Annotated in this window: 27 protein-coding genes; 18 read left to right on the top strand and 9 right to left on the bottom strand. The window is 65.2% G+C overall.

Annotation, left to right across the window (positions count from 1 at the left end; translation table 11 throughout):
* Nucleotides 1-308: 308 nt before the first annotated feature.
* Nucleotides 309-1,292 (top strand): helix-turn-helix domain-containing protein, encoded by a 984-nt coding sequence (locus AC1DSC_RS16410; RefSeq protein WP_015865860.1) that lies wholly within the window; start codon nt 309-311, stop codon nt 1,290-1,292.
* A 54-nt stretch (nt 1,293-1,346) separates the two neighbouring features.
* Here AC1DSC_RS16410 and AC1DSC_RS16405 read toward each other — a convergent pair whose 3' ends face one another.
* The gene (locus AC1DSC_RS16405; RefSeq protein ID WP_015865861.1) at nt 1,347-2,246 is read right to left on the bottom strand and encodes a ParB/RepB/Spo0J family partition protein; all 900 of its coding nucleotides are present in this window, start codon (nt 2,244-2,246) and stop codon (nt 1,347-1,349) included.
* Nucleotides 2,243-3,031, bottom strand: coding sequence for a ParA family protein (locus tag AC1DSC_RS16400; protein WP_015865862.1), 789 nt, complete (start codon nt 3,029-3,031; stop codon nt 2,243-2,245). The genes AC1DSC_RS16405 and AC1DSC_RS16400 overlap by 4 nt, the downstream gene beginning before the upstream one ends.
* 245 nt (nt 3,032-3,276) lie before the next feature.
* Between AC1DSC_RS16400 and AC1DSC_RS16395 the strand changes: the two genes are divergently transcribed.
* The 13 genes from AC1DSC_RS16395 (at nt 3,277) to AC1DSC_RS16335 (ending at nt 17,619) form a co-directional block, all read left to right on the top strand.
* Nucleotides 3,277-3,846 (top strand): hypothetical protein, encoded by a 570-nt coding sequence (locus AC1DSC_RS16395; RefSeq protein WP_478079949.1) that lies wholly within the window; start codon nt 3,277-3,279, stop codon nt 3,844-3,846.
* Complete coding sequence (locus tag AC1DSC_RS16390; protein ID WP_015865864.1) at nt 3,843-4,175, top strand: TrbC/VirB2 family protein; 333 nt, start codon at nt 3,843-3,845, stop codon at nt 4,173-4,175. Before AC1DSC_RS16395 ends, AC1DSC_RS16390 begins: the two co-directional genes overlap by 4 nt.
* A gap of 12 nt (nt 4,176-4,187) precedes the next feature.
* Nucleotides 4,188-4,556, top strand: a complete 369-nt coding sequence (locus AC1DSC_RS16385) for a VirB3 family type IV secretion system protein (protein WP_015865865.1) — start codon at nt 4,188-4,190, stop codon at nt 4,554-4,556.
* A 14-nt stretch (nt 4,557-4,570) separates the two neighbouring features.
* On the top strand, nt 4,571-7,078 hold the full coding sequence (locus AC1DSC_RS16380) for a VirB4 family type IV secretion/conjugal transfer ATPase (RefSeq protein ID WP_015865866.1): 2,508 nt from the start codon (nt 4,571-4,573) through the stop codon (nt 7,076-7,078).
* Nucleotides 7,071-7,805, top strand: a complete 735-nt coding sequence (locus AC1DSC_RS16375; protein ID WP_015865867.1) for a TrbJ/VirB5 family protein — start codon at nt 7,071-7,073, stop codon at nt 7,803-7,805. Before AC1DSC_RS16380 ends, AC1DSC_RS16375 begins: the two co-directional genes overlap by 8 nt.
* 267 nt (nt 7,806-8,072) lie before the next feature.
* Nucleotides 8,073-9,125 (top strand): TrbL/VirB6 family protein, encoded by a 1,053-nt coding sequence (locus AC1DSC_RS16370; protein ID WP_015865868.1) that lies wholly within the window; start codon nt 8,073-8,075, stop codon nt 9,123-9,125.
* Between the two features lie 157 nt (nt 9,126-9,282).
* Nucleotides 9,283-10,005, top strand: coding sequence for a VirB8/TrbF family protein (locus tag AC1DSC_RS16365; RefSeq protein ID WP_015865869.1), 723 nt, complete (start codon nt 9,283-9,285; stop codon nt 10,003-10,005).
* Nucleotides 10,002-10,844 carry a TrbG/VirB9 family P-type conjugative transfer protein gene (locus AC1DSC_RS16360; protein ID WP_015865870.1) on the top strand — a complete coding sequence of 281 codons (843 nt, stop codon included), beginning with the start codon at nt 10,002-10,004 and terminating at the stop codon, nt 10,842-10,844. Before AC1DSC_RS16365 ends, AC1DSC_RS16360 begins: the two co-directional genes overlap by 4 nt.
* The gene (virB10, locus tag AC1DSC_RS16355; RefSeq protein ID WP_015865871.1) at nt 10,841-12,178 is read left to right on the top strand and encodes a type IV secretion system protein VirB10; all 1,338 of its coding nucleotides are present in this window, start codon (nt 10,841-10,843) and stop codon (nt 12,176-12,178) included. The genes AC1DSC_RS16360 and virB10 overlap by 4 nt, the downstream gene beginning before the upstream one ends.
* Nucleotides 12,147-13,295, top strand: coding sequence for a P-type DNA transfer ATPase VirB11 (gene virB11 / locus AC1DSC_RS16350; RefSeq protein WP_015865872.1), 1,149 nt, complete (start codon nt 12,147-12,149; stop codon nt 13,293-13,295). Before virB10 ends, virB11 begins: the two co-directional genes overlap by 32 nt.
* Nucleotides 13,261-15,216 (top strand): type IV secretory system conjugative DNA transfer family protein, encoded by a 1,956-nt coding sequence (locus AC1DSC_RS16345; RefSeq protein WP_015865873.1) that lies wholly within the window; start codon nt 13,261-13,263, stop codon nt 15,214-15,216. The genes virB11 and AC1DSC_RS16345 overlap by 35 nt, the downstream gene beginning before the upstream one ends.
* A 67-nt stretch (nt 15,217-15,283) precedes the next feature.
* Nucleotides 15,284-16,492 (top strand): LPD7 domain-containing protein, encoded by a 1,209-nt coding sequence (locus tag AC1DSC_RS16340; protein WP_015865874.1) that lies wholly within the window; start codon nt 15,284-15,286, stop codon nt 16,490-16,492.
* A gap of 440 nt (nt 16,493-16,932) precedes the next feature.
* Entirely contained in the window at nt 16,933-17,619 is a 687-nt protein-coding gene (locus tag AC1DSC_RS16335) for a TraX family protein (RefSeq protein ID WP_478079945.1), read from the top strand.
* Nucleotides 17,620-17,692: 73 nt separating this feature from the next.
* Here the strand turns inward: AC1DSC_RS16335 and AC1DSC_RS16330 are convergent, their stop codons facing one another.
* From AC1DSC_RS16330 to AC1DSC_RS16310, 5 genes are all read right to left on the bottom strand, one after another.
* Complete coding sequence (locus AC1DSC_RS16330; RefSeq protein WP_015865876.1) at nt 17,693-18,784, bottom strand: relaxase/mobilization nuclease domain-containing protein; 1,092 nt, start codon at nt 18,782-18,784, stop codon at nt 17,693-17,695.
* A 7-nt stretch (nt 18,785-18,791) separates the two neighbouring features.
* A complete protein-coding gene (locus AC1DSC_RS16325) occupies nt 18,792-19,373 on the bottom strand; it encodes a hypothetical protein (protein ID WP_478079944.1) in 582 nt (193 codons plus the stop codon).
* A 466-nt stretch (nt 19,374-19,839) separates the two neighbouring features.
* Nucleotides 19,840-20,127: a type II toxin-antitoxin system RelE/ParE family toxin gene (locus AC1DSC_RS16320; protein WP_015865879.1), complete on the bottom strand. Its 288-nt coding sequence runs from the start codon at nt 20,125-20,127 to the stop codon at nt 19,840-19,842.
* Nucleotides 20,114-20,410, bottom strand: coding sequence for a type II toxin-antitoxin system RelB family antitoxin (relB, locus tag AC1DSC_RS16315; protein ID WP_015865880.1), 297 nt, complete (start codon nt 20,408-20,410; stop codon nt 20,114-20,116). The genes AC1DSC_RS16320 and relB overlap by 14 nt, the downstream gene beginning before the upstream one ends.
* A gap of 7 nt (nt 20,411-20,417) precedes the next feature.
* Entirely contained in the window at nt 20,418-20,732 is a 315-nt protein-coding gene (locus AC1DSC_RS16310; RefSeq protein ID WP_478079951.1) for an Arm DNA-binding domain-containing protein, read from the bottom strand.
* Nucleotides 20,733-21,183: 451 nt separating this feature from the next.
* Between AC1DSC_RS16310 and AC1DSC_RS16305 the strand changes: the two genes are divergently transcribed.
* Nucleotides 21,184-21,645: a DUF1016 N-terminal domain-containing protein gene (locus tag AC1DSC_RS16305; RefSeq protein WP_080515784.1), complete on the top strand. Its 462-nt coding sequence runs from the start codon at nt 21,184-21,186 to the stop codon at nt 21,643-21,645.
* Nucleotides 21,646-21,983: 338 nt separating this feature from the next.
* Here the strand turns inward: AC1DSC_RS16305 and AC1DSC_RS16300 are convergent, their stop codons facing one another.
* A complete protein-coding gene (locus AC1DSC_RS16300; protein ID WP_041945859.1) occupies nt 21,984-22,547 on the bottom strand; it encodes a helix-turn-helix domain-containing protein in 564 nt (187 codons plus the stop codon).
* Between the two features lie 171 nt (nt 22,548-22,718).
* Here AC1DSC_RS16300 and AC1DSC_RS16295 point away from each other — a divergent pair, with 171 nt between their 5' ends.
* Nucleotides 22,719-23,084, top strand: a complete 366-nt coding sequence (locus AC1DSC_RS16295; protein ID WP_080515786.1) for a helix-turn-helix domain-containing protein — start codon at nt 22,719-22,721, stop codon at nt 23,082-23,084.
* Between the two features lie 209 nt (nt 23,085-23,293).
* Nucleotides 23,294-24,157, top strand: a complete 864-nt coding sequence (locus AC1DSC_RS16290) for a hypothetical protein (protein WP_015865882.1) — start codon at nt 23,294-23,296, stop codon at nt 24,155-24,157.
* Nucleotides 24,158-25,065: 908 nt separating this feature from the next.
* On the opposite strand, the gene AC1DSC_RS16285 is transcribed toward AC1DSC_RS16290, so the two are convergent.
* Entirely contained in the window at nt 25,066-25,335 is a 270-nt protein-coding gene (locus tag AC1DSC_RS16285; RefSeq protein WP_018904954.1) for a hypothetical protein, read from the bottom strand.
* 65 nt (nt 25,336-25,400) lie between these two features.
* Between AC1DSC_RS16285 and AC1DSC_RS16280 the strand changes: the two genes are divergently transcribed.
* On the top strand, nt 25,401-26,390 hold the full coding sequence (locus AC1DSC_RS16280) for an IS1595-like element ISVapa1 family transposase (RefSeq protein WP_015865884.1): 990 nt from the start codon (nt 25,401-25,403) through the stop codon (nt 26,388-26,390).
* Nucleotides 26,391-26,428 lie beyond the last annotated feature (38 nt).

The following is a 26,428-nucleotide window of genomic DNA, read 5'->3' as shown; positions in this document are numbered from 1 at the left end:
GGTGCACTTCCTGCGTCGTCGGCGCCCCCACCTTATTCGCGGACGCGGTCGACATTGCCGCGGCGCAGCCCGGCAGGCGGCCAAGCCGCCTGCACCGACCCGTGCTGCGCCTGCCCGCGGCGTGCGCGTGGCGGTCGTTCAGCGCGTGATGGAGGCACGGGGGCGACAGTCTAGGAGCGCCTCGCGGGGCCCGGAGGCAAAATTCACCACCATTTCTGCCAATTTCGCGAGCCTGCCGTCGCGCACTGGCGCGGTGCGGCCCAGGGTCGGGAGATTGCGGATCGATCCCCCTACGTTGGCTTCTCACGATGCACAAGGTCTGGCTCCTGCTGCTTCCCGGCTTCCTTCTTCTCGACGTCATCCGCATGCTCGAGGTCTTCAAAGCCGCCAATGCCTCCTTGCGCCGGACGCGCAACAACAAGCTCGCCGGCTACGATGTTCGGCTGGCCTCCGCCGCAGGCGGCCAAACCCTGAGTTCAAGCGGTGTGGCACTGTCGACGGGTGCCTTGCCGCACCGGCTGGCCGGGCGGGCGAGCACGCTCTTCATCACCGGCGAACCTGTTCCGGGCGCGGTCGGGGCGACAGGCGTGCAGCGCCTGCGCGAATGGCTCTCCAGGAACCGGCGGCGTCTGAGCCGCTGCGCCGTGCTGGGCGCCGAGGCATTGCTGCCGCCTGTGCCGGAGGCCCGCGTCGTGCGGCGACAGGGGCGCACCGCACCGCCGGCGCTGCGCTGTGGCGGGCAGGGACCGGACCTGTTCGCGGCCGGCATGAGAACGCGCAGCTGGCGCGTGATCGACCCGGGCCAGGGCGCCGATCTGGCGCTGTCCTGGATCGAGGAGGACCGGGGCGCCGCGTTCGTGGAGACGCTTGCGTTGCGCATGCCCGGACCACGCGGCCGTCGCTGCGGCATGTCACGCCGTCGCCGCTTGCCGCTCGAGGCGCCCGCGCCCGACGCGCGCATCGGCGTGCTGCACCAGTGGATCGCGGCACATCTGCAGGAGAAGCTCAGCGTCGCCCGATTGGCACAGGAGGTTCACATGTCCACGCGCTCCTTCGCGCGTTTCTACGAACGCGCGACGGGTCTCTCGCCCGGGCGTGGCGTTCAGCAGATCCGCCTCGGCGCCGCCCGTCGCCTGCTCGAGACGAGCACACGCCCCCTCAAAGCCATCGCCGCGCAGTGCGGCTACGGATCCCAGGAGGTGATGCGAAGAGCCTTCGTTCGCGACCTGCAGATGACGCCGCGCGAATACCGGCGCCGCCACGCGGCGATGAAAGCTGCCGGCGCGGCCTAGCAGGACCCTGTCCCATCACCGGGTGTCGAGCCGCGCTGGCCAGCGCCGGCGTTGCTATTCCTCCGTGGCCCAGCACACCAGCCGCAGCTCCGCCAGCGGCAGCAGGGCGCGCGTGCCGTCGCCGAAGCGGACCTCGCCAACGTTGCCGTCCTTCGCCTTGATGCGCAAGGACCCGCGCCGTCCACCATGCTCGACCACCAGCACCGTGCGGCCGCCGCTGATGACCCTCGGAATCCCGTTTCCGGGCGGCGCCGCCGCCGAGCCGCCGGCGGGCCCGAGCGATTGCGGGCGACTCCTGGTCCGGCCACGTCCGTTCGGGCCGCCCCGCGCGATCAGTTCCTGGAGTTCCTGCGGGCGCTCTCGCGCGACGGCCACCAACTGGTAGAGCACCCGCACATCCGCGCCGAGCCGCCCTTCCTCCACCGCTTCGCGCAACTGCGGGGGTGCCTCGTTGAGCCGCGCGGCCTCGGTGATGAAGGAACGCGGCTTGCCCAGCCGGCGCGCGATCTCGGCGCGCGAATGGCCTTCTCCTTCCCGCTCCGCGATGAAGACGGCCAGATCGAATGGCGACATGTCCTCGCGGTGCAGGTTCTCCGCTGCCTGCGCGAAGGGATCGACCCGCGCGTCCACGAACGCCGGAACGCAGGACAGGCCGGCCCGGCGCGCCGCGCGCACCCTGCGCTCGCCGCGGTTGACGATGTACCGGTCCGCGTGCTCGGGATGGCAGCGCAGGGACACCGGCTCCAGCACGCCATGCTCGCGGATCGATTCGGCGAGTTCCTCGATGCGTTCGCCCCGCATGCGGCGGCGCGGCTGGTCGGGGTCGAAGTCGATGCGTTCGAGCGCCACCTGCGTCGGTGCGCCCGGGCCCGCAGGGGCGGCTTCGCCCGTGAGCAGATCGGCCGCCCTGAACTGCGACAACGCACTCAGGTCCAGGCCGTCGGGCGCCTTCATGCCTGCGTATCCGCCGGCATCGGCGCGTCCGAGCCCTCGATGCGTTGCTGCAGCAACTCGAACACCCGCATCACCTCGAGGCTCGCCTCGCGTGCCGCGCTCTTGGGCAGCCGCCACACGGGCACTCCCGCGGCCAGCGCCTCGGGAATGGCCGAACGGGTCGAGATCCGCGCCGGTATCACGAACTCCCGGAAGTTCAAGGCCAGGTCCTGCATCGCGGCTTTCTGCCGCAGCGAATGCGGATTGAACCGGTTCAGCACGATGGCCGCCATCCGCAGTTGCGGGTTGTAGCGCCGCCTGACCCCGAAGACGGTCCGGAGCATGTCGGCGACGCCGTCGATGCTGTACTCCTCCAGCTCGATCGGACACGCCACCGCATGGCCGGCAATCAGCGCCGCGCTCATGCGCAAGCCCAGCGCCGGGGGCGTGTCGATCACGACCGCGTCGAAATCCTGCGCCAGGCGCCTCACATTCCCGCGGAACAAAGGAATCACGAGGTCCGCCCTCGCGAGTTCGACGTCGGCCAGCCTTCTGCTGCCCGCCGCCAGCGCAATGGTCCGCTCACGCGGCGGGGCGATCGGACCCAGATCCGGACCGAACAGTTCCACCGCTTCGGCGATTGCCGAGGACTGATTCAGTGATTTCGAGCTGTTCGCCTGCGCGTCCAGATCGATCACGCACACCGACCGGCGTCGCACATCGGCCAGCCAGCATGCGTACAGCACCGCCAGCGTGGACTTGCCGACGCCGCCCTTCTGGTTGCCGAAGATGACCACGTTGCCCATGACTTGCTCCTCAGGCTTCGGCGCGGGACGCGCGTCCATCACACCCGAGCGGCGCACCTTCGGGGGCAGCCGCTGCAACTTGCAACAGCGGCTCGTCCCCCCCACAGCGGCGGAGCCGCCTCACTGGCCCACGAGCAAACCGCCCTGCCGCGTCGCCCACGAAATATCGCCGCCTCGCGCTTTGCGACACCACTGTCAAAAACAATAGTCGACACACGCACGGGCAGAGGCGGACATTGCGCTCCATGCAAGCAAACGACACTCAACGCTGGCATGCGACCGATGAAGGCCGACGCTCAGCCTGGCTTTCCATGCTCATGTTCGCCGGCTTGATGGCACACGCGTGCCCCTTGTGGGCACAAGCGCGGTCCAGCGCATCGCAGGGCCTCGGACCACAGCCGCAGGCGGCGCGCGACAACGACCGCATCGAGATCCTTCGCGAGGAGCTCAGGAAGTCGGAAGCGCAATTGGAAGGTCTCTTGCGCCGCAAGGCCGAGCGGCTCGCAGCATCCGACCTGAAGGCAGCGACCGAGGCCGAGGAACAGCGCGACCGCACGCTCGGCGACATCGCGGCCCTCCGGCGGGAGATCGCTTCGGCCACTCATGCCGCTGCCCAGGCTACGGCGGTCAGGCCCATGGCCGTTCAGGCCGCCAAGCACCCTTCCGCCGCTGGCAAGCGCGTGGTGCCGGCACCGTGGTGGGACGTCTACGGCAGCGGCCGGCGCATTGAATCGCCTGCTTCACTTTCTCTTGCGTCTCCACCTGTGCAAGCGCCCGCGGAATCAGCCCCCAAGCCCAACGGAGTAACGCCATGACCGCATGCTCGATCCACATCCGGCCCGCAACGGCAGCCGGCATCCATGTCAGATGGATCGGATGGCTGCTCATCGCCTGGCTCATCGCCGCCGCCCCCACCGAGGTCGCCTGGGCGGGGAGCCCGTTCGCGACCGGTGCGAACGCGACCCAGCAGCAACTCGTCGCCATCCTGACGCCGCTGGCCGCCGTCGCCGTGATGGTCTCCGGCGCCATGGCCTGGTTCGGGCGTCTGAGCTGGTGGTGGATGGTCGCGGTCGTGATCGGCACCGTGCTGGTCTTCGGCGGCCCGCAGATCGTGTCCTGGATCCGGGGCCTGTTCGGGGTCTGAAGGGAGCGGTCCATGAGTCGCAATCAGGGCATTGCCGCGAACCCCCTGTTCGTCGGCATGACGCGGCCCTCGATGGTCTGGGGCGTCACCTACTCGGCCATGATGTTCAACATCGTCGTCACGACCGAGTCGTTCATCGTGACCAAGAGCCTCGCGTGGCTGCTGGCCTTCGTACCGATCCACGGCGTGCTCTACCTGGTCTGCCTGTACGAGCCGCGCTTCTTCGATCTGCTGCAGCTCTGGGGCCGCACGCGCCTGCCGGCCATGCTCGGCGGCAATCTGCGGTTCTGGCGTGCGAACTCGTACAGTCCCCTGGCGCTGGACATGCCTGACTGGCGAGGGCATCGCCGCATGCGCACGCCGCCCGTGACCTTGGTCTGACGCCGTTCCCCGCCATGAAGCTGCTCTCACGCCCCGAGCACGCGCTGCGCCGCGAAGCCGGCGCCGCGACCATGATTCCGCTTTCGGCGCATGTGGACGAGCATGTGGCCCTGACACGTGCCGGAGACTATGTGCAGACACTCCGCCTGGCCGGCACGAGCTTCGAAAGCGCGGACGACGAGGACATCAACAGCTGGCATGAGCGCCTCAATGTCCTGCTGCGCAACATCGCGTCGCCCAACCTGGCGCTCTGGACCCACGTGATCCGCCGCCGCGAGATGGCCTATCCGGCCGGGCGGACGACGCCCGGCTTCGCCGACGAGATCGAGCAGCGCTATCGCCGCAAGATGGCTGGCGAACGGCTGATGGTCAATGAACTGTACCTGTCGGTCGTCTTCCGGCCGCAGCCCACCCGCATCGGCAACGCCGCATTGCGGCTGTTCAAGCGCGCGGACCCGGAGGGTGCGCGGGCGGAGCTGCGCGATGCGCTGGACGCCTGCAGCAAGCTGCGCCAGGAACTGCTCGCCGCCCTGGAACGCTACGACCCCGAAGCACTGGGCATCTATCGGCTGCAGGGGAACGACGGGCTTTTTTCCTCCCTCGTGGAATTCCACGGCCTGCTCGTCAACGGGGAGTGGCAGCGCATGCCGCTGCCGCGCGCCCCCCTCAACGAGGTCCTGGCCACCACCCGGCCCTTCTTCGGCAACGAGGCCATGGAATACCGGGCCGGCACCCAGACCCGCATTGGCGCCTTCCTCGGCATCAAGGAATACCCCACGCCCACCGCGCCGGGCATGTTCAGCGCCCTGCTGACCGCACCTTTCCCCTTCGTGCTCACGCAAAGCTTCACCTTCCTGGCCAAGAGCACGGCCACCGACATGATGAGCCGCCAGCATCACCGGATGGCCGCCGCCGGTGACCTCGCAGTCTCGCAGGCCGAGGAACTCAAGGACGCACTGGACGACCTGATGAGCAATCGCTTCGTGGTGGGCGACCACCATTTCAGCCTGCATGTGCTGGCCGACACCTACGACGGCCTCAGCGAGGCCGAGGGCCGGCCCCGTCTGAAGCAACTCAACGACAACGTCGCCCGCGCCCGCTACCTGCTGGGCGACGCGGGAATGGTGGTGGCCCGCGAGGACCTCGCGCTGGAGGCGGCCTTCTGGGCGCAGCTGCCGGGAAACTTCGGCTACCGCAGCCGCAAGGCGCCCGTCACCAGCCGCAACTTCGCCGCCATGTCGCCCTTCCACAATTTCCCGACCGGCCGGGCAACGGGCAACTACTGGGGCGATGCGCTGACCATGTTCACCACGCGCGCGGGCTCGCCCTACTACTTCTCGCTGCATGCGAGCGACCCGCGCAGCCGGGACGGCGGCAGCCGCCGCGATGTCGGACACATCACGGGCGTGGGACCGGTCGGGACCGGCAAGACCACGCTGCTGGGCTTCTGCATGGTGGCGATCTGCAATCGCCTCGACGCCACACAAGTGGTCTTCGACAAGGATGAAGGGCTGCATATCCTGGTGCGGGCCCTGGGCGGCCAGTACCTCCCACTCAAGAACGGGGCACCCACCGGCTGCAATCCGTTGCAGCTCGACGATTCGATCGCCGACAACGTCGAGTTCATGCGGCACTGGCTCAGGCGCCTCGTGATGCGCACGCCGGGCGAGACCCTGACCGTCCGGCAGGAAGACGATCTCGACCAGGCACTGCGCGGCACCCTGAAGCTCGAGCGCTCTTTCAGGCGCCTGTCCCGGCTCGCCGCCTTCCTCGACATCACGGATCCGGAGGGGATGCACGCGCGCCTTCGGCGGTGGTGCGCCTCGGAGCACGGCGACTATGCCTGGGTCTTCGACAACGAGCACGACCACGTGGCCCCGCTGCTTGCCCGGCACGCCCTCGTGGGCTTCGATGTGACCGACTTCCTGGACAACGAGGTCGTGCGCGCCCCGCTGACCCTGTACCTCTTTCATCTCGTGAACCGGATGGTGGACGGCCGCCCGCTGGTGTGCTGGATGGACGAGTTCGCCAAGCTGTTGAGCGATCCGGCCTTCGCGAAGTTCGCCAAGAACGGCCTGGAGACCTGGCGCAAGAAGAACGCGAATATCGCCACGTTCACCCAAAGCACCAGCCACGTGCTCGATTCCGGCATTGCCCGCGCGATCGTCGAGCAGACGCCGACGAAGATCCTGTTCCCCAATCCGGAGGCGGACTACGACGAATACACCCGGGGCTTCAACCTGACCGACCGGGAGTTCGCGCTGATCAAGCAGGAGATCGAGCCTGGCTCTCGCCAGTTCCTTATCAAGCAGAACCATGTCAGCGTGGTCGCGCAGCTCGATCTCCATGGATTCGACGACGCCTTGCACGTCATCTCCGGGCGCACCGGCAACGTCCGCCTCATGCGTGAACTCATCGCGATCTGCGGACCGGATCCCGCCCAATGGCTGCCGTCTTTCCGCAGGGCGCTTGCGAACAACCCTTCCCGTTCACCCTCACACCAGGAGATCTCCCATGCGTAGATTCCTTGTTGCCCTCTTCCTCGCGGCCACAGCCTCGCTCGCACCGCCGCACGCGAAAGCCGGGATCCCGGTGATCGACATCACGGCCGTCGCCAACCTGATACAGCAGGTCATGTACTGGCAGCAGCAAATCTCCGGGATGCAGAAGCAGTACGACCAGCTGAAGGAATCGAAGGACCAGCTGACCCGGACCCACAACGCCATGACGGGAAGCCGAGGCATGGAGCAGCTGCTGCCGACCCCGGACCTCGCACGCAACTACCTGCCTCCCAGCTATGGCGAACTGATGGGCACGCTCAACGGCTCGTCGGCCAGTTATGCCGGGCTGGCCAGCCAAGTCCAGTCGATCATGAAAGCCAACAGCGTCCTCTCGGGAACCCAGTTGGAGGGGCTGAGTCCGGAGTTGCGCCAGGTCGTCGAGCAAGGACGGCAATCGGCAGCGCTGCTCAACGGAATGACCCAGAACGCGTACCAGAACACCAGCCAGCGCTTCTCGGCCCTGCAACTGCTGATCGACCGCATCGCTTCCGCACAGGATCCCAAGGCGATCCAGGACCTGCAGGCAAGAATCCAGGCCGAGCAGAACATGCTCACCAATGAGCAAACGAAGCTGCAGAGCCTTTATCAAGTCGCTCATTCTGAGGAGCTCATGCGCAAACAGCGCGCGCGAGAACAAGCTGCCTCGGGCATAGGTTCTATGCGATCGCTCCCCGCTGTCGACTACTAGACGAAACTCACATGAGCAAGAGCACTTGGATACCTACTGTAATCATCGTCGTCGCGGCGGCAGTGGGCGGACCATACCTACTCATTCAGCATCGGACCGAAAAGCAGGTCCCGTCAGACCTGCGGCACGCACCCATTCCTCAGACTTCAGCACCAAAGGAAATTGATGGCGCGCTGACTCAGCGAAAGCGTGATGGCATCGGAAACACGCAAGACCTGAAGCCAATTCCTATCCCGCAGGGCGCCGCCCGATAGCAGGTTTCACATCATGGGATTCTTTGCGCAATTCTTTTCTTGGCTCGATAGCCAGCTTGCTGACTACATCGGCACGCACTCAGCACGAGTTGCATCCGCAATCGAACCCGCCGCCGTGACGCTCGCAGCCGTCTACGTAATGATCTGGGGTTATCTCAGCCTTTCCGGACGAATCCAAGAGCCGATGTGGGAGGGAGTCAAGCGAATCTTCACCGTGGCAATTGTTCTTGGCGCAGGACTTCGGCTGTGGACCTACAACCAAGTCATTGCGGATAGTTTCTATCGAGCTCCTGAGCAATTGGCGGCGTCAGTCATTGGTGCGTCGACAGTCGTAAGTGTGATTGATCAGGTCTGGCTTGATGGAACGACAATCGCTGAACAATTGCTTAAGAAGGGAAGTGTGCTTGACAGTGACTTTGCGTTCTACATCGCCGGATTTCTGGTCTACCTGCTACTCGGCCTAACCGTCGTCGTAACCGCTTTCTTGCTTGGATTGTCAAAGGTCGCCGTTGCGATCTTGCTAGCCTTAGGCCCGATCTTCATCGCCTTGCTATTTTTTGATGCAACGAAGCGATTTTTTGAATCCTGGATTGCACAACTAGCAAACTACGCACTTGTCGCGGTCCTCACTCTATTCGCAGCGTCGCTACTTCTCAATATGGTAAGGGCCTATGCGGCTGGCGCCGCGGCGTCAGGCGCAGGGATAACGATCGCGGCGAGTGTACGGGTGTGCGTTGCCTCAGCCCTCGTTTTCCTAGTGATGCGACAGGTTACGTCAATCGCTGCGGGACTTGCGAGCGGTGTTGCGCTGAGCACCTATAGCGTCGTCAGTGGAGCGCTCCGTTGGGGACTTGGAAGCGCCAAGCGCACCAGCTACGAGTTCGGACGCGGCGTACTGGACGGCCTGCGGCGAGAGCCGGGCAGCCGCTGGGACTCGTTCCGCCGGCTCGCGGGCAATCGCATCGGCGCGGGTGTGGCCTCAATTGCAAGTGTCGGCGCCACCCGCCGCGGTGGCACCGTGCTTTCCAGAGAGCAGGTCATGCCGAGCCTCTCACGCAGTCGCTAGCGGTGGGGTGTGCAGATGAAACCTTCGATCATCCTTTCTCTGCTTACCCTTCTCCTGACAGCGGCATGTGGCACTCGCTCACCCGCACCGCCGGACTGCGAAGGGCTACTCACACCGATCAACATCTCGGACGGGGTTTCCCCATCAGGAGCGGTCAATGAGTCGGGACGGCTCCCTTGAGAACTACCTGCGCGAAGCCCAGAACTGGGAACTCGACCGCGCGCGTCGGGCGGAGCGATCGACCGGGATCGCCTGGGCCGTGGCCACATCGGCAGCACTGATCGCGATCCTCGCCGTCGCCGCCGTCAGCGGGCTCACGCCGCTGAAGCAGCCGGTTCCCGTTCTCATTCGGGTCGACAGCAGCAGCGGCATCGTCGACATCGTCCCCACCTACGAAGGCACGACCGACATTGAGCAGGTCGTGACACGGAACCTGCTGCAGAACTACGTGATTGCGCGCGAGCGTTATTTCTACGGCACCGCGGAAGCGGACTACGAACTGGTCGCCTCGCAAAACTCGCCTCGTCTCAACCAGGAGTGGGCGGCCTTGTGGGCGGCCGACAACCCGGCCTCACCTCTGAATGTCTACAAAGACGGCACTTCCATCCGCGCGCAGGTGCAATCGGTCACCTTCCTCAAGCTGGAGAGCGGAAAGGACAAGCTGGCACAGGTCCGCTTCACCCGTTCGACGCGCGCAGGCGGCACCGGGGAGGAGCAGACCAGCCACTGGGTCTCCACGATCGAGTTCGCCTATGTTCCGCCATCGGCGGACAACAAGGTGCGTTCGCTCAACCCGCTGGGCTTTCGCGTCGTCGAATACCGCCGCGAGCCCGAGGTCGCGCCAGCTAGCGTTGCACCCGTCAGGCAGGATGCACGATGAAGCCCCGGCCCGTGTACCGCAGCTTTCCGCTGGCGCTCGGACTGGCGACAACTCTGGCGCTCGCCGCACCGTACGGCCGAGCCGCGACCGTGCCGGCCGTCGGCAAGGTCGATGCCCGGGTACGGGTGGTCGCCTACGACCCGGCGGACGTCATCAGCTTGCAGGGGTACGTGGGCTATCAGATCCATCTGCAGTTTGCCGAAGGCGAGGAGTTCGTGAATCTCGGCTCCGGCGACAACGGTGCCTTCGATATCGGTGCCGAGCGCAACCACTTCTTCATCAAGCCCAAGGAAGCGCGCGCCGCGACCAACTTCACGGTCCTCACGAACCTGCGGGCCTATCATTTCGACTACACCGTCTCCTCCATCGCGCCGGTAGGCACTGCCGCCAGGCGCATGGTGTATTCGATACGTTTCACCTACCCGGAAGACGAGGTCCGGAAGGCAGCCGAGGATCAGGAACGGCGCCGGGCCGAGGCGCGCATGAGCGAAGGGGCGACCGATCGACCACGCAACTCCGACTACTGGTTCTGCGGCAGCGATTCGCTCAAGCCCGTGAGCGCCCACGACGACGGGGCGCAAACGCGTCTGCGTTTCCACACGCGCTCCGACTTCCCGGCGATGTTCGTCCAGAACGACGACGGGTCCGAATCGCTGTTGAACTTCAACGTCGACGCGGACGAGGTAGTGATTCACCGCGTGGCGCGCCGCTTCGTGCTGCGGCGGGGCGGGCTGGTCGGTTGCGTGATCAACCGGTCCTTCGTCGGCGGCGGCGCGCGCACCCCCACCAACACCAGCGCAACAGGTGTGCGGCGCATCACGGCAGGAGATGGGCCATGACCTGGATGAGCGAGCCCCGCCGCGTGTCCCGGACCGATCCCCAGGAGCATGGCGACGCGCCCGAGATCGACCAGAACACCGGGGAGATCCTGTCAGCGCAGCGAGCCGCAGCTCCGGGAGACGGGGCGTTCCAGGCAGCCGACGAGCGCCCGACGATCCATGGCGAGCGGGCCATTCCATCGGTCAATCGCGAGCGCTCCATCCAGTCGCGCATCAGCGGGTTCCTGGCACTGACGGCGATCATGCTGCTGGGCGCCGGATTCCTGTTCTGGTACTACAACACCCGGTATGCCAAGACCCAGGAGGCCGAAGAGGCTGCGAGAAAGGCGGCGGCTGCGCGCGCCGGCGGCGAGATGAAGGTTCCGCCGCTCGGCCGCATCAATCCGCCCAGAGCGGCGCCGGAAGCAGCAGCGACCGCCGCTCCGCCCTCCCCGCCGCCACCGCCGGCGAACAGCGCCAACACGGGACCGCCGCAGAAGACACCCGAGCAGATCGCACTGGAACGACAGCTGGGCGCCCCGGTGCTTCGGCGCGCCCAAGCCGCTCAGGCGCGCAGCGCCACCACGCCGCACGCGCTCGCGGATCCGGCGATGCTGCCTGCCGGCGGCGTGCCAAGCATGGCCCAGCTGATCGGTGCGCTGCAGCCACCCCACGCCAGTTTGGCGGCACCCGGCGGCGGTCAGCTCGCCGCCAGCCTTCGGCCCACGCCGACGCCGGCGGTGGTCGCCCAGACCCTGCCGACACGGCGCATGCTTTTGCCCAAGGGCGCGTTCATCGACTGCACGCTGGAAACCGCCATCGATTCCACCTATGAGGGCATGACCACCTGCATCGGCGCGAGCGACGTTTACGGGGCCGACGGCAAGGTCGTGCTGCTGGAGCGTGGCACCAAGTACGTCGGCGAACAGCGTGGAACGCCGCGACAGGGACAGGGTCGCGTCTTCATCGTCTGGAACGAAGCGCGCACGCCGACCGGCGTCGTGGTCCAGCTGGCGTCCCCGGGCACCGACGAATTGGGGCGCAGCGGCCTCCCCGGCTTCGTCGACACCCATTTCTGGGATCGCTTCGGTGCCGCGGTCCTGATCTCGGTGATCGACGGCACGATGCAGACGATCGCCGCCCACGAGCAAAGCGGCACGTCTGTCGGTAGCGGCGGCGGCGTGGTGCTCGCTCCCCAGGGCAGCCGCGACGTCATCACGGAGGTGCTGCGCAGCACCGTGTCGATTCCGCCGACCGTGATCAAGAACCAGGGCGAGCGGATCCAGATCCTGGTCGCCCGCGATGTGGATTTCAGGAGCGTCTATGCGCTTCGAACCGAACCGGCCATCCCTTGATGGCGAGCCCGGCGCCACCACAGGCGACCGGCAGCCGGCGCGGGCGCGCGCGCATGACGGAGCCTCCGCAGAGCCGCCGTCGTCGCTTGCCCTCTTTCTCGGTCCGCTCGGCCACTTATTGGGTGATCCCGCGGTGACCGAGATCTGCATCAACGAGCCCGGTGCAGCCTTCGTGGAACGGCAGTCCGGCTGGACGTGCGAGACGTTGCCGTTCGCGAGCTTCGACTGGTGCATGTCGATCGCGAAGCTCGTGGCCAATTTCACGCGACAGCGCATCTCGGCCAACGAGCCACTCCTGTCCGCCACCCTCCCGGGCGGCGAAAGAATCCAGATCGTGCTGCCACCCGCGACCCTGGACCAGACCGTCTCGATCACGATCCGGCGCCCCTCGAACACGCTCTGGACCCTCGAAGAGCTGGAGAAATTGCACATCTTCGAGACCACGCGCAGTGCTCCCCCGACTCCGGCGTGCCAATCTGAACGGGCGTCCCTGTCACCCGAAGACAGGGAGCTGACAGATCTCCTCGCACGCCGGCAATTCGTGCCCTTCCTGCGATGCGCCGTCCAGTTTCGCAAGAACATCCTACTGTCCGGCGCCACCGGCTCCGGCAAGACCACAGTCGGCAAGGCGCTGATCCTCGAGGTGCCGTCCGAGGACCGCCTGATCACCATCGAGGACGTGAAGGAGCTGTCGCTGCGCAACCAGCCCAACCACGTGAGACTCTTCTATTCGCAAGGCGCCCAGGGGCAGGCCGAGGTCACGCCCGGCCAACTGCTCGCCGGCGCCAAGCGGCAACGTCCCGACCGGGTGTTCGTGTCCGAGCTTCGCACCGGCGAAGAGGTCTACGACTATCTGGTGTCCGTGAACACCGGCCACCCAGGCTCGATCACCAGCGTGCACGCCGACAGCGCGGAGATGGCCTTCGTGGCGCTGGCGCAGCTGATGAAGCGCAGTCAGGCGGGCCACGGCATGACCACACGCGACGGCGTGGAACTGGCGCAGATGAGCGTGGACATCGTCGTGCAGTGTGCGCGAGAGCGCCGGGACGGCCTGCTGCGGCGTAGCGTGCGGGAGATCTGGTATGACCCTGGCACCAAGATACGAAGGCTTGCCTAGTCCCTTCAGAATCGCGGTCGCGCTGCTGATCGCGGCGCTGGTCGGCATGTACGTCGCCGGCCAAGCGTTCCTGTTCGCGATGAATCTGCCGCCACAGCACGCCACGCTGCTGACCCTTCACGAGTACTGGCAGGCCTACGGCGAGCGGCCGGACGTGCGCCGTGTCCTCATTGCGTCGCTGGTCGGCTCCCAGGGGCTGATGCTCGGTCTGGTCGGAATTGCCATGCTGCCCCGCCGCCGGCCGCTGCATGGAAATGCCCGGTTTGCGAGCCGTCGCGAGATCGCGCGATCGGGCCTCCTGAACGAGCACGGCATCATCCTCGGGCGGCTCGGCAATCGCTACCTGGTGCTTCCCGGCCAGCAGGGCGTCGCACTCGAGGCACCGCCGCGCAGTGGCAAGGGCGTCGGCGTGGTCATCCCCAATCTGCTGAACTGGCCCGGCTCGGCCATCATCAGCGACATCAAGGGCGAGAACTTCATGCGCACCGCCGGCTTCCGTGCGGCCCATGGGCAGCAGGTGCACCTGTTCGATCCCCTGTCCGAGCGCGAGCGCTCGGCTCGCTGGAATCCGCTCGGCTATGTCTCCGAGACGCCCTACCGCTGCATCGACGATCTGCAGCGCATCGGCACGATGCTCTTTCCCGATCCACAGGCCGGCGATCCCTTCTGGACCTCCTCGGCCCGATCTCTATTCCTGGGCATTGCCCTCTATCTCTTCGAGACCAAAGGGGCCACGCGCACCTTGGGCGAGATCCTGCGCCAGGGCATGGCCAGCGATGCCGAGGGCTTTCAGAAACACTGGAAGCGTGTCATTGATGCCTGCGAGCGCGCCGGGTATCCCTTGTCGCAGGAAGCGGTGCAGAGCCTCTACGACGTGATCGACTTGGCACCGACCACGGCCTCCAGCATCCGCAAGACCTTCACCAGCCGCCTGGACCTGTGGCTCAACCCGATGATCGATGCGACCACCTCGGCCAACGATTTCGACCTGAGGGCACTGCGCAAGCATCCGATCTCGATCTATGTCCAGATCAACCCCGACAACATCGCCCGGCTGCAGCCGCTGCTGAACCTGTTCTTCCAGCAGGCGATCGGCCTGCAAACGCGGGAACTCCCCGAGAACAATCCCGAGCTTCGCCACCAGGTGCTCCTGATGCTCGACGAATTTCCGGCGCTCGGGCGCATTCCCGTCATCGCCGACTCCACGGCCTTCCTGCCCGGCTACAACGTGCGCGCCGTAATCATCGTCCAGTCCAATTCGCAACTGATCGAGAAGTACGGTATCGAGGGCGCCAAGTCGATCCGCAAGATGCTCGCGGCGCGCATCGTGTTCCCACCCAAGGAGTACGAGGACGCCGAGGCCATCTCGCGAGAGCTGGGGACCTACACCGTCCGACAGAAGAACATCAGCCGCCCGATGTGGGGCGGTGCGAACAAGGAGCCCACCGTGACCATCAGCGAGCAGCCGCGCCGCCTGCTGCTGCCCCAGGAGGTCAAGGAACTGGGACCGGACCGGATGATCCTGTTCTACGAAGGCCTGCGGCCGGTGCTGGCGCATCGGATCCTCTACTTTCGCGACAGGTTATTTGCCCCACGCGAACTGCCGCCACCACTGGTGCCGAAGCTGAACGTCGATAAGCCCGGCGGCGCCGCCACAACCGTGCCGGCGGCAATGCTCGATGACAGGAAAGACACGTCCGGCACAGGTCCCGGATCCCTCTCCAACGCCACGCCTCCGGACGGTGGCGCCGCGCCGACGGCCCGGCAGGCCGCTGCCGTAGCCAGCAATGTATTGAACGACGACTTGAAGTTGGACGACTTCTCGTTCGACTTCGACGACGTGGAGATTCCCACGGAGAAGCTCAGCGACGAGGACCTGAAGCGCCACGCCGATGAGTTCATGGCGCGAATCCTGGACTGATGCCACATCGAACCGGTTTGGACAGCCAGGGTCACCCTGCCTGACAGCACACATGAAAGGAGCCGCAATGTCCACAGACAGTTCTTCCGGAAGCCAAGCGCCGAACGGGATCGAGAGCACCGAACCTTGGTATGGCGTGGGCTCCATCCAGGGAGATGCGCCTGCTGCGGGCCGCGGTCATACCCGTGTGCCCGATGCCATCGAGCGCCGCTACCTGCGCATCGACAATCGTTACTTCTTCCCGGACCGCACCCTCGCGTTCATCGACGACGGCGGCCGTCTCCGCGTGCGAACCGAGAACCGCGAGGTGCTGCACAGCGTCGTGGCGATCGCCGAAACGCGCGGCTGGCGGGTCATCGAACTCACAGGCACCGAGACCTTCCGCCAGGGCATGTGGCACGAAGCCGCGCTGCGAGGCATCGAGGCCCGAGGCTACGAACCGACTCCGACTGAAATCCTCCACGTCCAGCGTGCGTTGAAGAAACGAGGCCCGCCGTCGCACGAGAATGGACGGCGTCCGATACCTGCGTCGCTGGACCGCGAAGCAACAACCGTGCACCACAGCGCCGTACCCGCCGAAGCCGATCCCAGTGCCAGTCTTCGTCCGCACAAGGACGAACCGCAAGACCGCCGATTCGAACGGGGAGGACCAAGATCGCCAGTCAGGGGGATGTTCGTGGCGGCCGCTGCCGCACCCTATCAATTCGATCCAACGCAGCGCATGTCCTTCTACGTGACCGTTCGCGTGGAGACCGGGGCTCGCACCATTTGGGGTACGGACCTCGAGAGGGCCCTCGCAGAGTCGACCTCGCAACCGCGCATCGGCGACCAAGTGGTGCTCACGCAGCACGGCACCCGTCCGGTCAACGTCCGGGTGGCGACCCGCAATGCGGAAGGCGAGCTGGTCGGCGAAAAGAAAATTGTCGCGCAGCGTGCGCACTGGAGCATCGAGACATCCGATCACCTTCGCGCGATGGAACACCACGCCATGCGCATACGCACCGGGAAATTGCTGTCCGATGCGGCCCAGGGTCCGCACCCCGAACTGGCCACGGCGGCAGCGGATCTCAAGTTGGCCGAGCAGTACGCACAGCGTGTGACCAGCGATCCGTCCTCCCAGCAGCACCTCGTACAGCTGATTCGCGATCGGATCGCCGAGGCGCTGGCGCAAGGCCGCGCCATCCACCTTCCGGATCGACTCCCGCGCGTCGCTCGCATGCATGCGCGCCAACGCACGGCCAGAAGCCAGGAGGATTTGAGCCGCGAGCGCGTCTAGAAATCGTTGGAAACCGGGGTTGAAGCTTGCAGCTTTTCGTCCAGCCTTGCGTGCGCGTTGTTCGCGCCCCTATCCGGTCCTGCGCTGCCGGAAAACACCATCCGAGGCGCCAGGTCGCAGGGCCGATGCTTTCGGCACCGAGATGCGAAGGCTGTTCGGTCCTGCTCCGCCACCCGCTCTCCGGTCAAGGAATGGGGCCGGTCTGCTCGAACGCGCGTTATGCCCTTGAAGCAGCACAAGTTCACTGTGAAAGGCATGGACGTTCAGGCCGACCGCCCTCAACCGCGCATCCTCGGCTGCACAGCGCAATGCCGAGAGCTTGTTGGTTGTACGCCATACGCCGGTGCTCGCCGCGTCGCATGGCTTGGCAAGCGTCCTGATGCACAAGGGATTCAACCGGTCCCGCCGCCATGTCCCGAAGGTTCCAGATACGCAACCGAGTGAAAACTCAGCCGCAGGTGAGCGCCTGGTCGGTCTCGAACGGCTCGCTCGAAGCGCTCAAATGGGTCGGTCTGTTGCTCATGGCGGGCGATCACGTCAACAAGTATCTGCTGCATGAGTCGAGCCCTGCTCTCTACGCATTGGGTCGCATGGCGATGCCGCTCTTCGGCTTCGTGCTCATGGTCAACCTGGCACGCCCCGGAGCGCTCGAGAGCGGCATGCACCTGCGCGTCATGAGGCGACTGGCGATATTTGCGCTGCTGGCCACGCCGGCTTTCGTTCATCTGGTCGGCTGGTGGCCGTTGAACATCCTTGCCACCCTTTTTCTGGCAACGCTGATCGTCTGGCTGCTGGAGCGGGACGGCTGGGCCGCGCGCCGCACGGCCTTGATCGCCTTCCTCGTTGGTGGCGCCATGGTGGAGTTCTGGTGGCCGGCGCTGCTCTTCTGCCTAGGCTCCTGGGCGTTCCTGCGCAGGCCCAACGGTCTGCGGATGCTGTTGTGGACCTTGGCGACGGCTTCACTCACTGCCATCAATGGCAACTTCGCCGCAGTGACCGCCCTGCTCTTGATCTGGGGAGCTCGGCAGGTCGAGATTCCGCTGCCGCGCAGTCGGTGGGTCTTCTACGCCTTCTATCCAATTCACCTCTCGCTGATCGCACTGGCGTTGATCGTCACCGAAAATTGACCTGGCGGGGGTGCTCCGATACCGAACCAATGCCCCGGCATGGGGTCGGTCTGCGTTCGAGTGCGCGTCGCGTTCACCGGGTGCGCGTTCCGGGCGGCTGAGCATTGCCGCGTTCTGGAGTTCGGCGTTTCATCTGCTCTTTCCAGTGGTCGGCCAGTCGCTGTGAGTCGGTTTGTATGTCCGGCATTCTTTCGACGAAATGATCCACTTGGGCGGCAAGATCTGCCCCGCCCCCTCTTCGAAGCGCATCTGCTGTGGCGCGCCAATCTGCGACCACCTCCCGCCGGGTGTTTCGCATTTTCTCTTGTCCGTCATCCGCGGCGCCTCGCCCCGACCTCAGAGCCTGGAGCAGGCTCTCCAGCTTGGCGCGCATGAAGGTCGACGTCCTCGGCGGTCGATGCCTGGCTCGGTCGTCGGGCGGCAGTTGCCCGAATGCCCGAAGCGCGCGGAGCCGGTGATGGATCGCATCCCTGTACGGCTTGCGGATCTGCCCTCGCACCTGTCGCGGTGTGGCATTGGCCGCCACACCCTGCTCGCGCATCAGTGCGGCGAACTGCTCGCGCCATTGCCGCAATGTCTCCTTGCGGATGTAGAGGCGCTGGCCAGGCTCGAACTCGTGCTCGCACTTGACCACCAGGTGCACATGCGGGTGCGGCTGATCGGTGTGCAGCACCATGGCGTAGCGATATTGGAGCGCGAAGTTCTCGCGCGCAAAGACGCGGGCGGCAGCCCGTACCTTGTCCGGCGGCGTGCCGGCGGGCATGGACAGGACGATGTTGTGCACCAGCTTCGCACGCGTGTCTTTCTGCCCCGGAGCGGATCTCGGTCTGTACTGGCTTCGGCAAAGCTCGAGCTGCCAGTCGGCCGTGATCTCCTTGGGAGCGCCCCGGCCCTGCGGCATCAGCCCCTCGTCGGTTTCGATCGGCAGCTTGCCGTGCCGGCCGATGTAGCGCAGATGGGCCTCGACGCCCCCGACATCCCGTCCGCCGCCGGAGACCTTCACCATCACCTCGGGCGTACGCCCCACCGTGCGCTGGATCTGCGCGATATGGTCGGCGCCGAGGCGCAGCTGGCCGCCGGGTCCACGCCGACCGTAGCTGACGATGTCCAGGGTCATGTCGCGCAGCGCATCGGCCGGGCCGCGGCCGCTTCGGCCCACGCGCATCCTCTGTTCAGGCACGGGCACTCCCGGCGCCGGTCTCCCAGCTGATCAGGTTGCGGCGCACGAGGGCGGCCGTGGCTTCGCGTGCCGCCTCGACTTCCTGACGGACCGACGCGATCGTTTCGCTGAGGTCCGACGCCACCGGCTCGGGCAGCGTGTTCGGCATGCCGAACATTCCAAGCTGTCGTTGCAGCGCAGCCAATCGGGCGGCGGTCACCTTGATCTGGTCCAGTTCGTTCGGCGGCAGCACGGCCGCGATACGCACATGGTTGTGGATCAGCAGGGCGAGGTAACTGGCTGTCTTCATTCCACGGGCACGGGCTCGCTCTGCCACCAGCGCGCGATCGCCTTTGCGAAGCCGCAGCGTGAGGCGATCCGCCGCGCCGGGGCGGGATTCCGATTCGTCTGGGAATCGCTGTGCACCCGAGCCCGGCGAGATGTCACCGTGAGTCTTGAGGACCTCGTCGACCATCTTCGCGAGAAGGCTCGACGCACTGAGATGATGACGGGCGGCCAGCGCGGCGAAGCGCGCCCTCGTCTCGGGCGGCACCCGGGTGGCGATCACGCGGCTCGATCGAGAGGTCTTGGTCATTGCAACGCCGTTGCCGTAAACAATGTCTGACGTCAGTCTATCCTGCCCTAATAGCCGCACAAGGACTTTGCCCTCGGAATTCCAACGTCGAACTCCCCTCGCCGTTTCGCCGCTCCCAGCGCGTTGCTATCGATCGGGAATTCTGAGCGCTCCATCAATGTTCGGCATGCCGAACATTGATGGACGGAGGTAGGCACCTGAGAGATGGATCTGCCGGGCGCTAATGTGCCGTGCCATCCGCGACTACGCGCGATCGGGCTTTGCGCTCAGCATGCCAACTTCAAAGGGGAGGCCGTCCGCCTTTGCCTCGACCCGGTCATCCGACCAGAGGCCCATCGCGCGAGGTGAACGAAGAGAACACCCCTGAGGGCCGACGCGACGTGACGGCCTGGCGTCAGCTTGTCAGGGCGCGGACACGCGATCCGTGTAGCTCGAGTCGAACATCAATCCGGGCTACGGCATTCCATCAGGGGCGTGCGGGCGGCCACATCTGTGCAGCGTGCAAGACACGCAGAATCGTCACGGCAATCATTGATTCCGAATACACGACCACGTAGTTTGGCCGTACCACCATCTCGCGTGTCCCGCGGACTCGCCCCGGCCGATAAAGTTTAGGCTGCTCCCTCAACTGTTCGGCCTTTTCCTCGATCTCCGTGACGAGTGCCAGTGCCGCATCGAGGTTGTCCTGCGCGATGTACTCAACGATGGACAGCAGATCCACGCGCGCCGCTTCGCGCCATTCAAGTTCGAGCACGTCGCTTCTTGGCAATCAGGTCCCGTGCTTCAGCCATGACTTGCTTGTGAGGGACGGTCGGACGGGGGTCTTCCAAGGCTTCCCGAACCTTCGCGCGAAACCACGCATCATGGGCAGAGTCATCAACCGCCAGCCCTGCCGGCAGTCCCCCTTCCTTTGTGACGCGTGTCAGAAGAATGCGAATTGCGTCAGAGACGGTCAGGCCGACATTCGCCAGAGCGGCGGTGGCCTGCGCCTTGAGGTCATCGTCCACTCGGACGTGGAGCATTGAAGTCTGTGCCACGGTCGCCTCAGTATTGAAGTAGAACCCAATTGTATCTCAATTGAGATGCGAAATGGTGGCAATATGAAGGGCCATCAAGCCTTCCTTCATAGCGAGTTCGCGGTCCGCGCCGGATAAAGAGCGTTAGCAGCTTGCACCGTCCCGACGTCCCAGATGGGCCCAAAAGCCGGGGCGTTGGCTGCCGGTTGTGCCTCGGCGCTTCGGCACGCGCCTTTCTGCGCGCCGCCGCCAGCGTCACCACCGGGTAGTGCCCGATGCCGAGCTTGGCCTCCTTGCCATGCCGCTTGTAGCGATAGACCCACGCCTTGCCGGTCGGCCGCACGCGAAGGTAGAGACCGTCGCCGTCCGCCAGCAGATACTCCTTGTCCCCGCGGCGCTGCCGCCTTGTTCTGAAGCTCGCTGAGTTGCCCCATGGTGTACCCAAGATCGGCCGCGGTTGAAAAGCAGTCTGGGGTACACCGTGGGGTACGCGCAAGAACGGGACTTCGTGAGAATCAGGATGCCGCTTGAGCCGCCTTTTTCAGGCTAATTCCTTGATGTACAAGGGCCTTGAAGCTGGCTTGGGATCTACGGGGAAAGAAAAATGGTGGCCTGGATTCCAATGACGAGATGATCTACAAGAGGCTGCTATGCAATTCCCAGGCCTTCCAAGCGCTGATGAATTGAAAGAAGTTCACGAACCCCGCACAGGGCCTCACGCAGTCCTATGCCGCATGGGTTGTTGAAGGCCTCGCGACGACGCCTACGGACTCGATGCTCGGTGAAGGCACCATATTCCATCCTCCACCGTACTCAGTCCGTTCGACCTACCCCGGCTTCGTCGCGGATTTGAAACGTCGCATCGACGGTGCGCGGCTGTCGGCCGCGAACTGGTGGGCCTGTACTGGGACATCGGGCAAGCCATCCGTGAGCAGCAGACACGCCGCGTATGGGGCGAAGCAGTAGTCGATCGGCTCGCGCGCGACCTCAAGGCTTCCTTCGCAGGGGCGGCAGGGTTTTCCGCTGCAAGCCTCTGGCGCATGCGCCAGTTCCACGAGACCTACACCGCGCCGGAGTTTCTCGCACAGCTTGTGCGAGAAAGCGGGCGCGACACGCCGTGCCGCTGGGGATCCAGAGCGCTGGCGGCCGCCAGCCAGTCAGAACTCGCACGGGCTGTGCGAGAAATGGCAGAGGCCGTGCCATGGGGTCATGTCAACCTGCTGGCCGACTGTGATCCGCGCGTGGGACACGCGTAACAACACCTCGCATCGCAGATGGGCCTCCGTGCTGCCCTCATAGCCGCACAAGGACTTTGCCTCCGAAGTTTCGAGGTCGTCTTGCGATCGCCACGTCCAGGCTACCGAAGCCGACATCAATCCCGCTCGCACAGCGAGCCCACGGCCGCTGCATGAATTCCCTCACGGTTCCATCAAGCAGAAGACCTTCGCTGTCGAGAATTTCTCGATGTTCGGCATGCCGAACACCGAGAAATAGAGAGCCGGACAGAGAAGTGAATTCGGCACGTAGCGAATTCGGGGGCCATCGAAGGGGCGTCCGCGTCGCCCCGCTGCACGGCAGTGCCACCAAGAACAGCCTACTCCCGCAGCGTGAAAACCACCGACAGGTAAGAGACCGGCTGGGTCTGAATGGCCTCGATCCCATGGAGTGCGGTCGCATCGAACAGCAGCGAGTCCCCCGCCCCTACCGCCACCGACTTGCCGCCGTAGCGGTACATGACCTCTCCGGACAGGAAGTACAGGAACTTCAGACCCGGATGCTGGAAGGTCACATACGGATCGGCGCCGGGCAGCAATGTGACCAGGTAGGGCTCGACGAACAGGTTGCCCGACAGCAGGTGGCCCAGCAGCTCATAGCGGTAGTCCGCCACCGCGCCGATGCGATCGACCAGGACACCATGTCCTGCGCGCACATGGCAGAAGTCGGTGCGCCTCGCCTGATCACTGAAGAAGCGGGAGGTCGGCACATGCAGGCCCTGAGCGAGGCGCTCCAACGTCTCCACCGACGGCGAGACCAGACCGCGCTCGATGCGTGACAGCATCGAGGCAGAAATCCCCGAGGTCTTGGCCAGCTCGCCGCCTGACACATCGGCCGCCATGCGCAGCGCCCTCACCTGCGCGCCGATGCGCGTCGCCGACAGGCTGCGTGCAGTAGGTGCCGGTCGGCGTGTTTTTGCGGGCAATGCGGAAGCGGGAATCCGCACTGGTCGCCCGGTCGGCAGCGGTGACGCTTGATAGATAGCCATGACAGGTTTTCTATGCAGTGTATATGCCGTCGATTCTAGGACTGCAAAGAAAGATCGTCAGTGGGTATGCCCACTGCCGCCAAGAGATCGAACCGACAGGCTCCACCGCACAGGGAGCCTATTTCGATTGCACTCGGCAAGCGTCTCAAAGAACTTCGGATCAAGGCGGATAGATCTCAGACCGAACTCGCCTTCGACTGCGAACTTGATCGGACCTACATATCGCTCATCGAGCGAGGGTTGGCCAATCCATCGTTGTGGACCCTTGGCACACTGGCATTCGCACTCAACACGACAGTGCCGGATCTATTGCAAGGCAATACGCACGTCGTTGAGCCATCCATGGGTGAGCAAGGCAGAAAGCGTCGCGCCAATCAGGCCTCCCACGAGTTAAAACTTGCCATCGGCAGCAGGCGTTCGCAGTTGCGTTGACGGTTTTCTCAGTGGGCAAGTTGACGATCGATCAGGCGACACGCCTCGTCGTTCAGCTCCCAGCCGCCACGGGTCACCGAAGCCGAAGGCCTCCATGCGCGCTGGCGCGCTTGCGAACCGGCCGGCCATGGTTGCGTGCGGCCCGGCGGCTATGATCCGCCCGCCGCCGAAGAGCGGCCTGTCAGACCACGGAGCGAGGAGAAAAAGCCATGATCGGTTTCGAGGCCCGCGCGCATCGTCGCGCCCTGAGGGTGTGCGCGCTGCTGGCGCTGGCGGGCCTGACAGCTTGCGTGGCGCCGCCGAGCTACAGGGATCGCCCCGTCGCGGCGGGCGCACCGTCCACGTTCGTGCTCGCGCATGCGGCGATCGTGGAGGAGCCGCGGCACGCCACTCGCCACCTCGACGAGGCGAAGACCATCGTCTACGCGCAGACGCAGGGCGGCAGCCTGACGGCCGGCCTGGTGTTCGGTGCCCTGGGCGCGCTCGCCAACATGGGCATGGTCGACAGCCAGACCGGCCTCGACGCGGCGCGCATGAAGGGCAAGCTCAGGCTTGAGCCGCGGCAGTTGTTCCTCGATGCGGCGATCCGGCAGGGGCTCGAGCTCGCCGACGTCGGCGGCCCAGCCCACACGGGCGCAACCCCCTATCTCTCCATCAGCAAGTCGCCCAGCGGCAGGCTGCTGGCGGCTGCGGCAGTCCAGCTCGAACAGGGCAGCGGGGCCGATCGCTGGTCGGGCCTGTACATGTACCAGTTGCCCTCGACCTACAGCCTCGACGACCTGGCCCGGCCCTCGGAAGACCTTCAGCGCAAACTCGCTGCGGAGGCCGCGCAGGGCTTCAGCGAACTCGCGGCCTTCATCGCCAGGGAGGAAACCGGCAGGAAGGACGCGTCCGCGAAGGCCCCGCCCGAGCGGGAGTTCGTCTTCTCGACGGAGCTGCTGACGCCGGGCGCCGGGCATCCAATGCCCGCACGCCTCATCGCAAGCTCGCAGGAGCTCGTGTGGTGCCGGACCTTCGAAGGCGTGTTTGCGCTGCGTCGGTCGGGCATGAAGATTCGAACGAGGGGGATTTGACGGGCGTGGGTGCGCTGCCAATGCCTCATTGCCATGGATGCCAATGCCTCGCAAGGCACCGGCCATCGCAGGTCGCCGGTGGCGGCATGCCTGCCCCGAGACGTGGCCTGCACATTGATCCGTCGCTTGCCCGAACACCTGTCGCACGACCGACAAGAAGCGATCGCCGCAGGCTTCAAGGCAGAGGCTTTTTCGTCGGCAATCAAGAGCGACGTTTCGTCATTTATTGCCAAATGCATAGTTATTGCAACATGCTCCGGGATGGGCTCAGATCCCGCGCTCGAACAGCGAGGAACTGAGGCCGTTGCACCTTCTGGAAGTCAATCAGGTCGGGCACGGTCATCGTCAAGGAGCGCTGGATGCCAACATCGGCGGAGAAGCTGTTCGTGGCTTGCCGAAGGTGAACGCGGCTCAACGACTTACGCACCGCGTTGCTTTTCGAAGAAGAAGAAGCAGTCAGGCGGGATGGCCGGGGCGATGTGGTCGATGTCCTTGACCGACACGCCCCAGGCGAAGAAATCGTCGCGCCAATGCCGGACACATCGACGAGTCGATCGATCTCCCCGCGCTTCTCCCGCCGACAAACCGAAACGCCCCGCCTGCGACAGGAGGTTTCAAGTGCTCCTACCTGGACGGGTCCTCCCGCTGCCACCGTCGCGACCCTATGCGCCTCTGCCGAGCCCATCAACCAGATCTGACCAGACGACGAGGGGGCCGGTCCGAAGGAGCCAATCGGGTTCAAGGTGAACGTCGACCAGCTCCAGCGGGCCTGGTCAAAGGACGCGTGAATCAAGAAGAGCACCCTGCTCGCCGTCGCCGGCGGAGAAAAGGACGGGACTTCGGGTCCGCGCGGCGCCACCGCCTCCCTCGCGTTCGCTCCCCTCCGGCAATCGCGCCTCCCCGAAATCTCAGGGAAGAATCGGGGAAGAATTTCGCTCCGGCGGGCGAGCGAGATCCACCTCCAGCCCGGCGGCCATCCGGCCGATCGAACCGGCCCGATCGGTGATCGGCCGCAGCCATTCCACCGCAGCCTCTTCAGGCCGCATTGCTCGCAGTCGTGCGTCGCGCCACAGATCGCGGGCGACATCCTCCAACTCGAGCGGGTCGACGGTGTGCCACTGCTGCTGCAGCCGATGCGCGCAGGCGGCAATCCAGAGAGTTGCAGGCACGTTTTCCATGCCTACATACTACTGTATATTCATAAGGGGTATCCTCTTAGCTCCAGCAACTGAGAGAGCACTGGATGGATGTACAGATATTAGCGCCGACAGCGGGCAAGGACTACCCCCAGACCTGGAATGAATTCCTGGACTGGTTTTCCACGGAGGATGACTGTCTCGCCTACCTGGAGCGGCTGCGCTGGGGCGCTGGGTTCGTCTGCCCGAAGTGCGGCAGCATTGGCGAGGCGTACCGTGCCAGCCGCACCCGCCTGATGTGCCGCAGCTGCCAGCACCAGACCACGGTGACTGCCGGTACGATCTTCGACAAGACCCGCACGCCACTGCGTGTGTGGCTGGCCGCGGCTTGGTATCTGACCAACCAGAAGCAAGGCGTCAGTGCCTTGGGCCTGCAGCGTGTGCTGGGCCTGGGCAGCTACCAGACCGCCTGGACCATGCTGCACCGTTTGCGCCGCGCTATGGTGCGGCCCGAGCGGGATCGGCTCAAGGGCACGGTCGAGGTTGATGAGACCTATCTGGCGCTGAGCGACCGCGAGAATCCGATTTCTCCCCAGGGGCGCAAGAACAGTACCTCTCAGGTGCTCGTCGTCCTGGCTGTGGAGGTGCTGGAGCCCAAGGGATTCGGCCGGATCCGCCTGCGCCGCATCCCCAAGGACTCCGCCACCCATGTGATCCCATTTGTGCAGGAGAACGTTGAGCCAGGCGCCCAGGTGCGCACCGATGGCTCTGCGGCCTATCGTTCACTGAAGGATCTCGGCTATGAGCACAAGCGCACGGTGGTGCTCGGCTCGCAGGTGCCGGCCCATGTGTCGATGGCCGGCGTCCACCGCGTGGCCGCACTGATCAAGCGCTGGATTCTGGGTACGCATCATGGCTCGGTGCAGCCCGAACATCTGGACGCCTATCTCGATGAGTTCGTCTTCCGCTTCAACCGTCGCACCTCAAGCTCGCGCGGCATGTTGTTCTACCGACTCTTGCAGCAGGCCGTGGTCACCCCACCGGTGACCTATCAGCAGGTGATTCAGGCGGGTGCAAAACAGCGCCGAAAAGGATAGGATAACTGTATATTCATCCAGTCACTCAGACCTTCTGG

This window comes from Variovorax sp. 01N425 (assembly GCF_056399465.1).
Note: the sequence above shows the minus strand (reverse complement) of the source record. Positions and strands in the feature narration are given on the sequence as shown.

What these genes read in the sequence shown, in the direction of transcription:
- AC1DSC_RS16410 (WP_015865860.1), top strand. Translation starts at nt 309, where the DNA reads ATGCACAAGGTCTGGCTCCTGCTGCTTCCCGGCTTCCTTCTTCTCGAC.
- AC1DSC_RS16405 (WP_015865861.1), bottom strand. Translation starts at nt 2,246, where the DNA reads ATGAAGGCGCCCGACGGCCTGGACCTGAGTGCGTTGTCGCAGTTCAGG.
- AC1DSC_RS16400 (WP_015865862.1), bottom strand. Translation starts at nt 3,031, where the DNA reads ATGGGCAACGTGGTCATCTTCGGCAACCAGAAGGGCGGCGTCGGCAAG.
- AC1DSC_RS16395 (WP_478079949.1), top strand. Translation starts at nt 3,277, where the DNA reads ATGCAAGCAAACGACACTCAACGCTGGCATGCGACCGATGAAGGCCGA.
- AC1DSC_RS16390 (WP_015865864.1), top strand. Translation starts at nt 3,843, where the DNA reads ATGACCGCATGCTCGATCCACATCCGGCCCGCAACGGCAGCCGGCATC.
- AC1DSC_RS16385 (WP_015865865.1), top strand. Translation starts at nt 4,188, where the DNA reads ATGAGTCGCAATCAGGGCATTGCCGCGAACCCCCTGTTCGTCGGCATG.
- AC1DSC_RS16380 (WP_015865866.1), top strand. Translation starts at nt 4,571, where the DNA reads ATGAAGCTGCTCTCACGCCCCGAGCACGCGCTGCGCCGCGAAGCCGGC.
- AC1DSC_RS16375 (WP_015865867.1), top strand. Translation starts at nt 7,071, where the DNA reads ATGCGTAGATTCCTTGTTGCCCTCTTCCTCGCGGCCACAGCCTCGCTC.
- AC1DSC_RS16370 (WP_015865868.1), top strand. Translation starts at nt 8,073, where the DNA reads ATGGGATTCTTTGCGCAATTCTTTTCTTGGCTCGATAGCCAGCTTGCT.
- AC1DSC_RS16365 (WP_015865869.1), top strand. Translation starts at nt 9,283, where the DNA reads ATGAGTCGGGACGGCTCCCTTGAGAACTACCTGCGCGAAGCCCAGAAC.
- AC1DSC_RS16360 (WP_015865870.1), top strand. Translation starts at nt 10,002, where the DNA reads ATGAAGCCCCGGCCCGTGTACCGCAGCTTTCCGCTGGCGCTCGGACTG.
- virB10 (WP_015865871.1), top strand. Translation starts at nt 10,841, where the DNA reads ATGACCTGGATGAGCGAGCCCCGCCGCGTGTCCCGGACCGATCCCCAG.
- virB11 (WP_015865872.1), top strand. Translation starts at nt 12,147, where the DNA reads ATGCGCTTCGAACCGAACCGGCCATCCCTTGATGGCGAGCCCGGCGCC.
- AC1DSC_RS16345 (WP_015865873.1), top strand. Translation starts at nt 13,261, where the DNA reads ATGACCCTGGCACCAAGATACGAAGGCTTGCCTAGTCCCTTCAGAATC.
- AC1DSC_RS16340 (WP_015865874.1), top strand. Translation starts at nt 15,284, where the DNA reads ATGTCCACAGACAGTTCTTCCGGAAGCCAAGCGCCGAACGGGATCGAG.
- AC1DSC_RS16330 (WP_015865876.1), bottom strand. Translation starts at nt 18,784, where the DNA reads ATGCGCGTGGGCCGAAGCGGCCGCGGCCCGGCCGATGCGCTGCGCGAC.
- AC1DSC_RS16325 (WP_478079944.1), bottom strand. Translation starts at nt 19,373, where the DNA reads ATGACCAAGACCTCTCGATCGAGCCGCGTGATCGCCACCCGGGTGCCG.
- AC1DSC_RS16295 (WP_080515786.1), top strand. Translation starts at nt 22,719, where the DNA reads ATGCCCACTGCCGCCAAGAGATCGAACCGACAGGCTCCACCGCACAGG.
- AC1DSC_RS16290 (WP_015865882.1), top strand. Translation starts at nt 23,294, where the DNA reads ATGATCGGTTTCGAGGCCCGCGCGCATCGTCGCGCCCTGAGGGTGTGC.
- AC1DSC_RS16285 (WP_018904954.1), bottom strand. Translation starts at nt 25,335, where the DNA reads ATGGAAAACGTGCCTGCAACTCTCTGGATTGCCGCCTGCGCGCATCGG.
- AC1DSC_RS16280 (WP_015865884.1), top strand. Translation starts at nt 25,401, where the DNA reads ATGGATGTACAGATATTAGCGCCGACAGCGGGCAAGGACTACCCCCAG.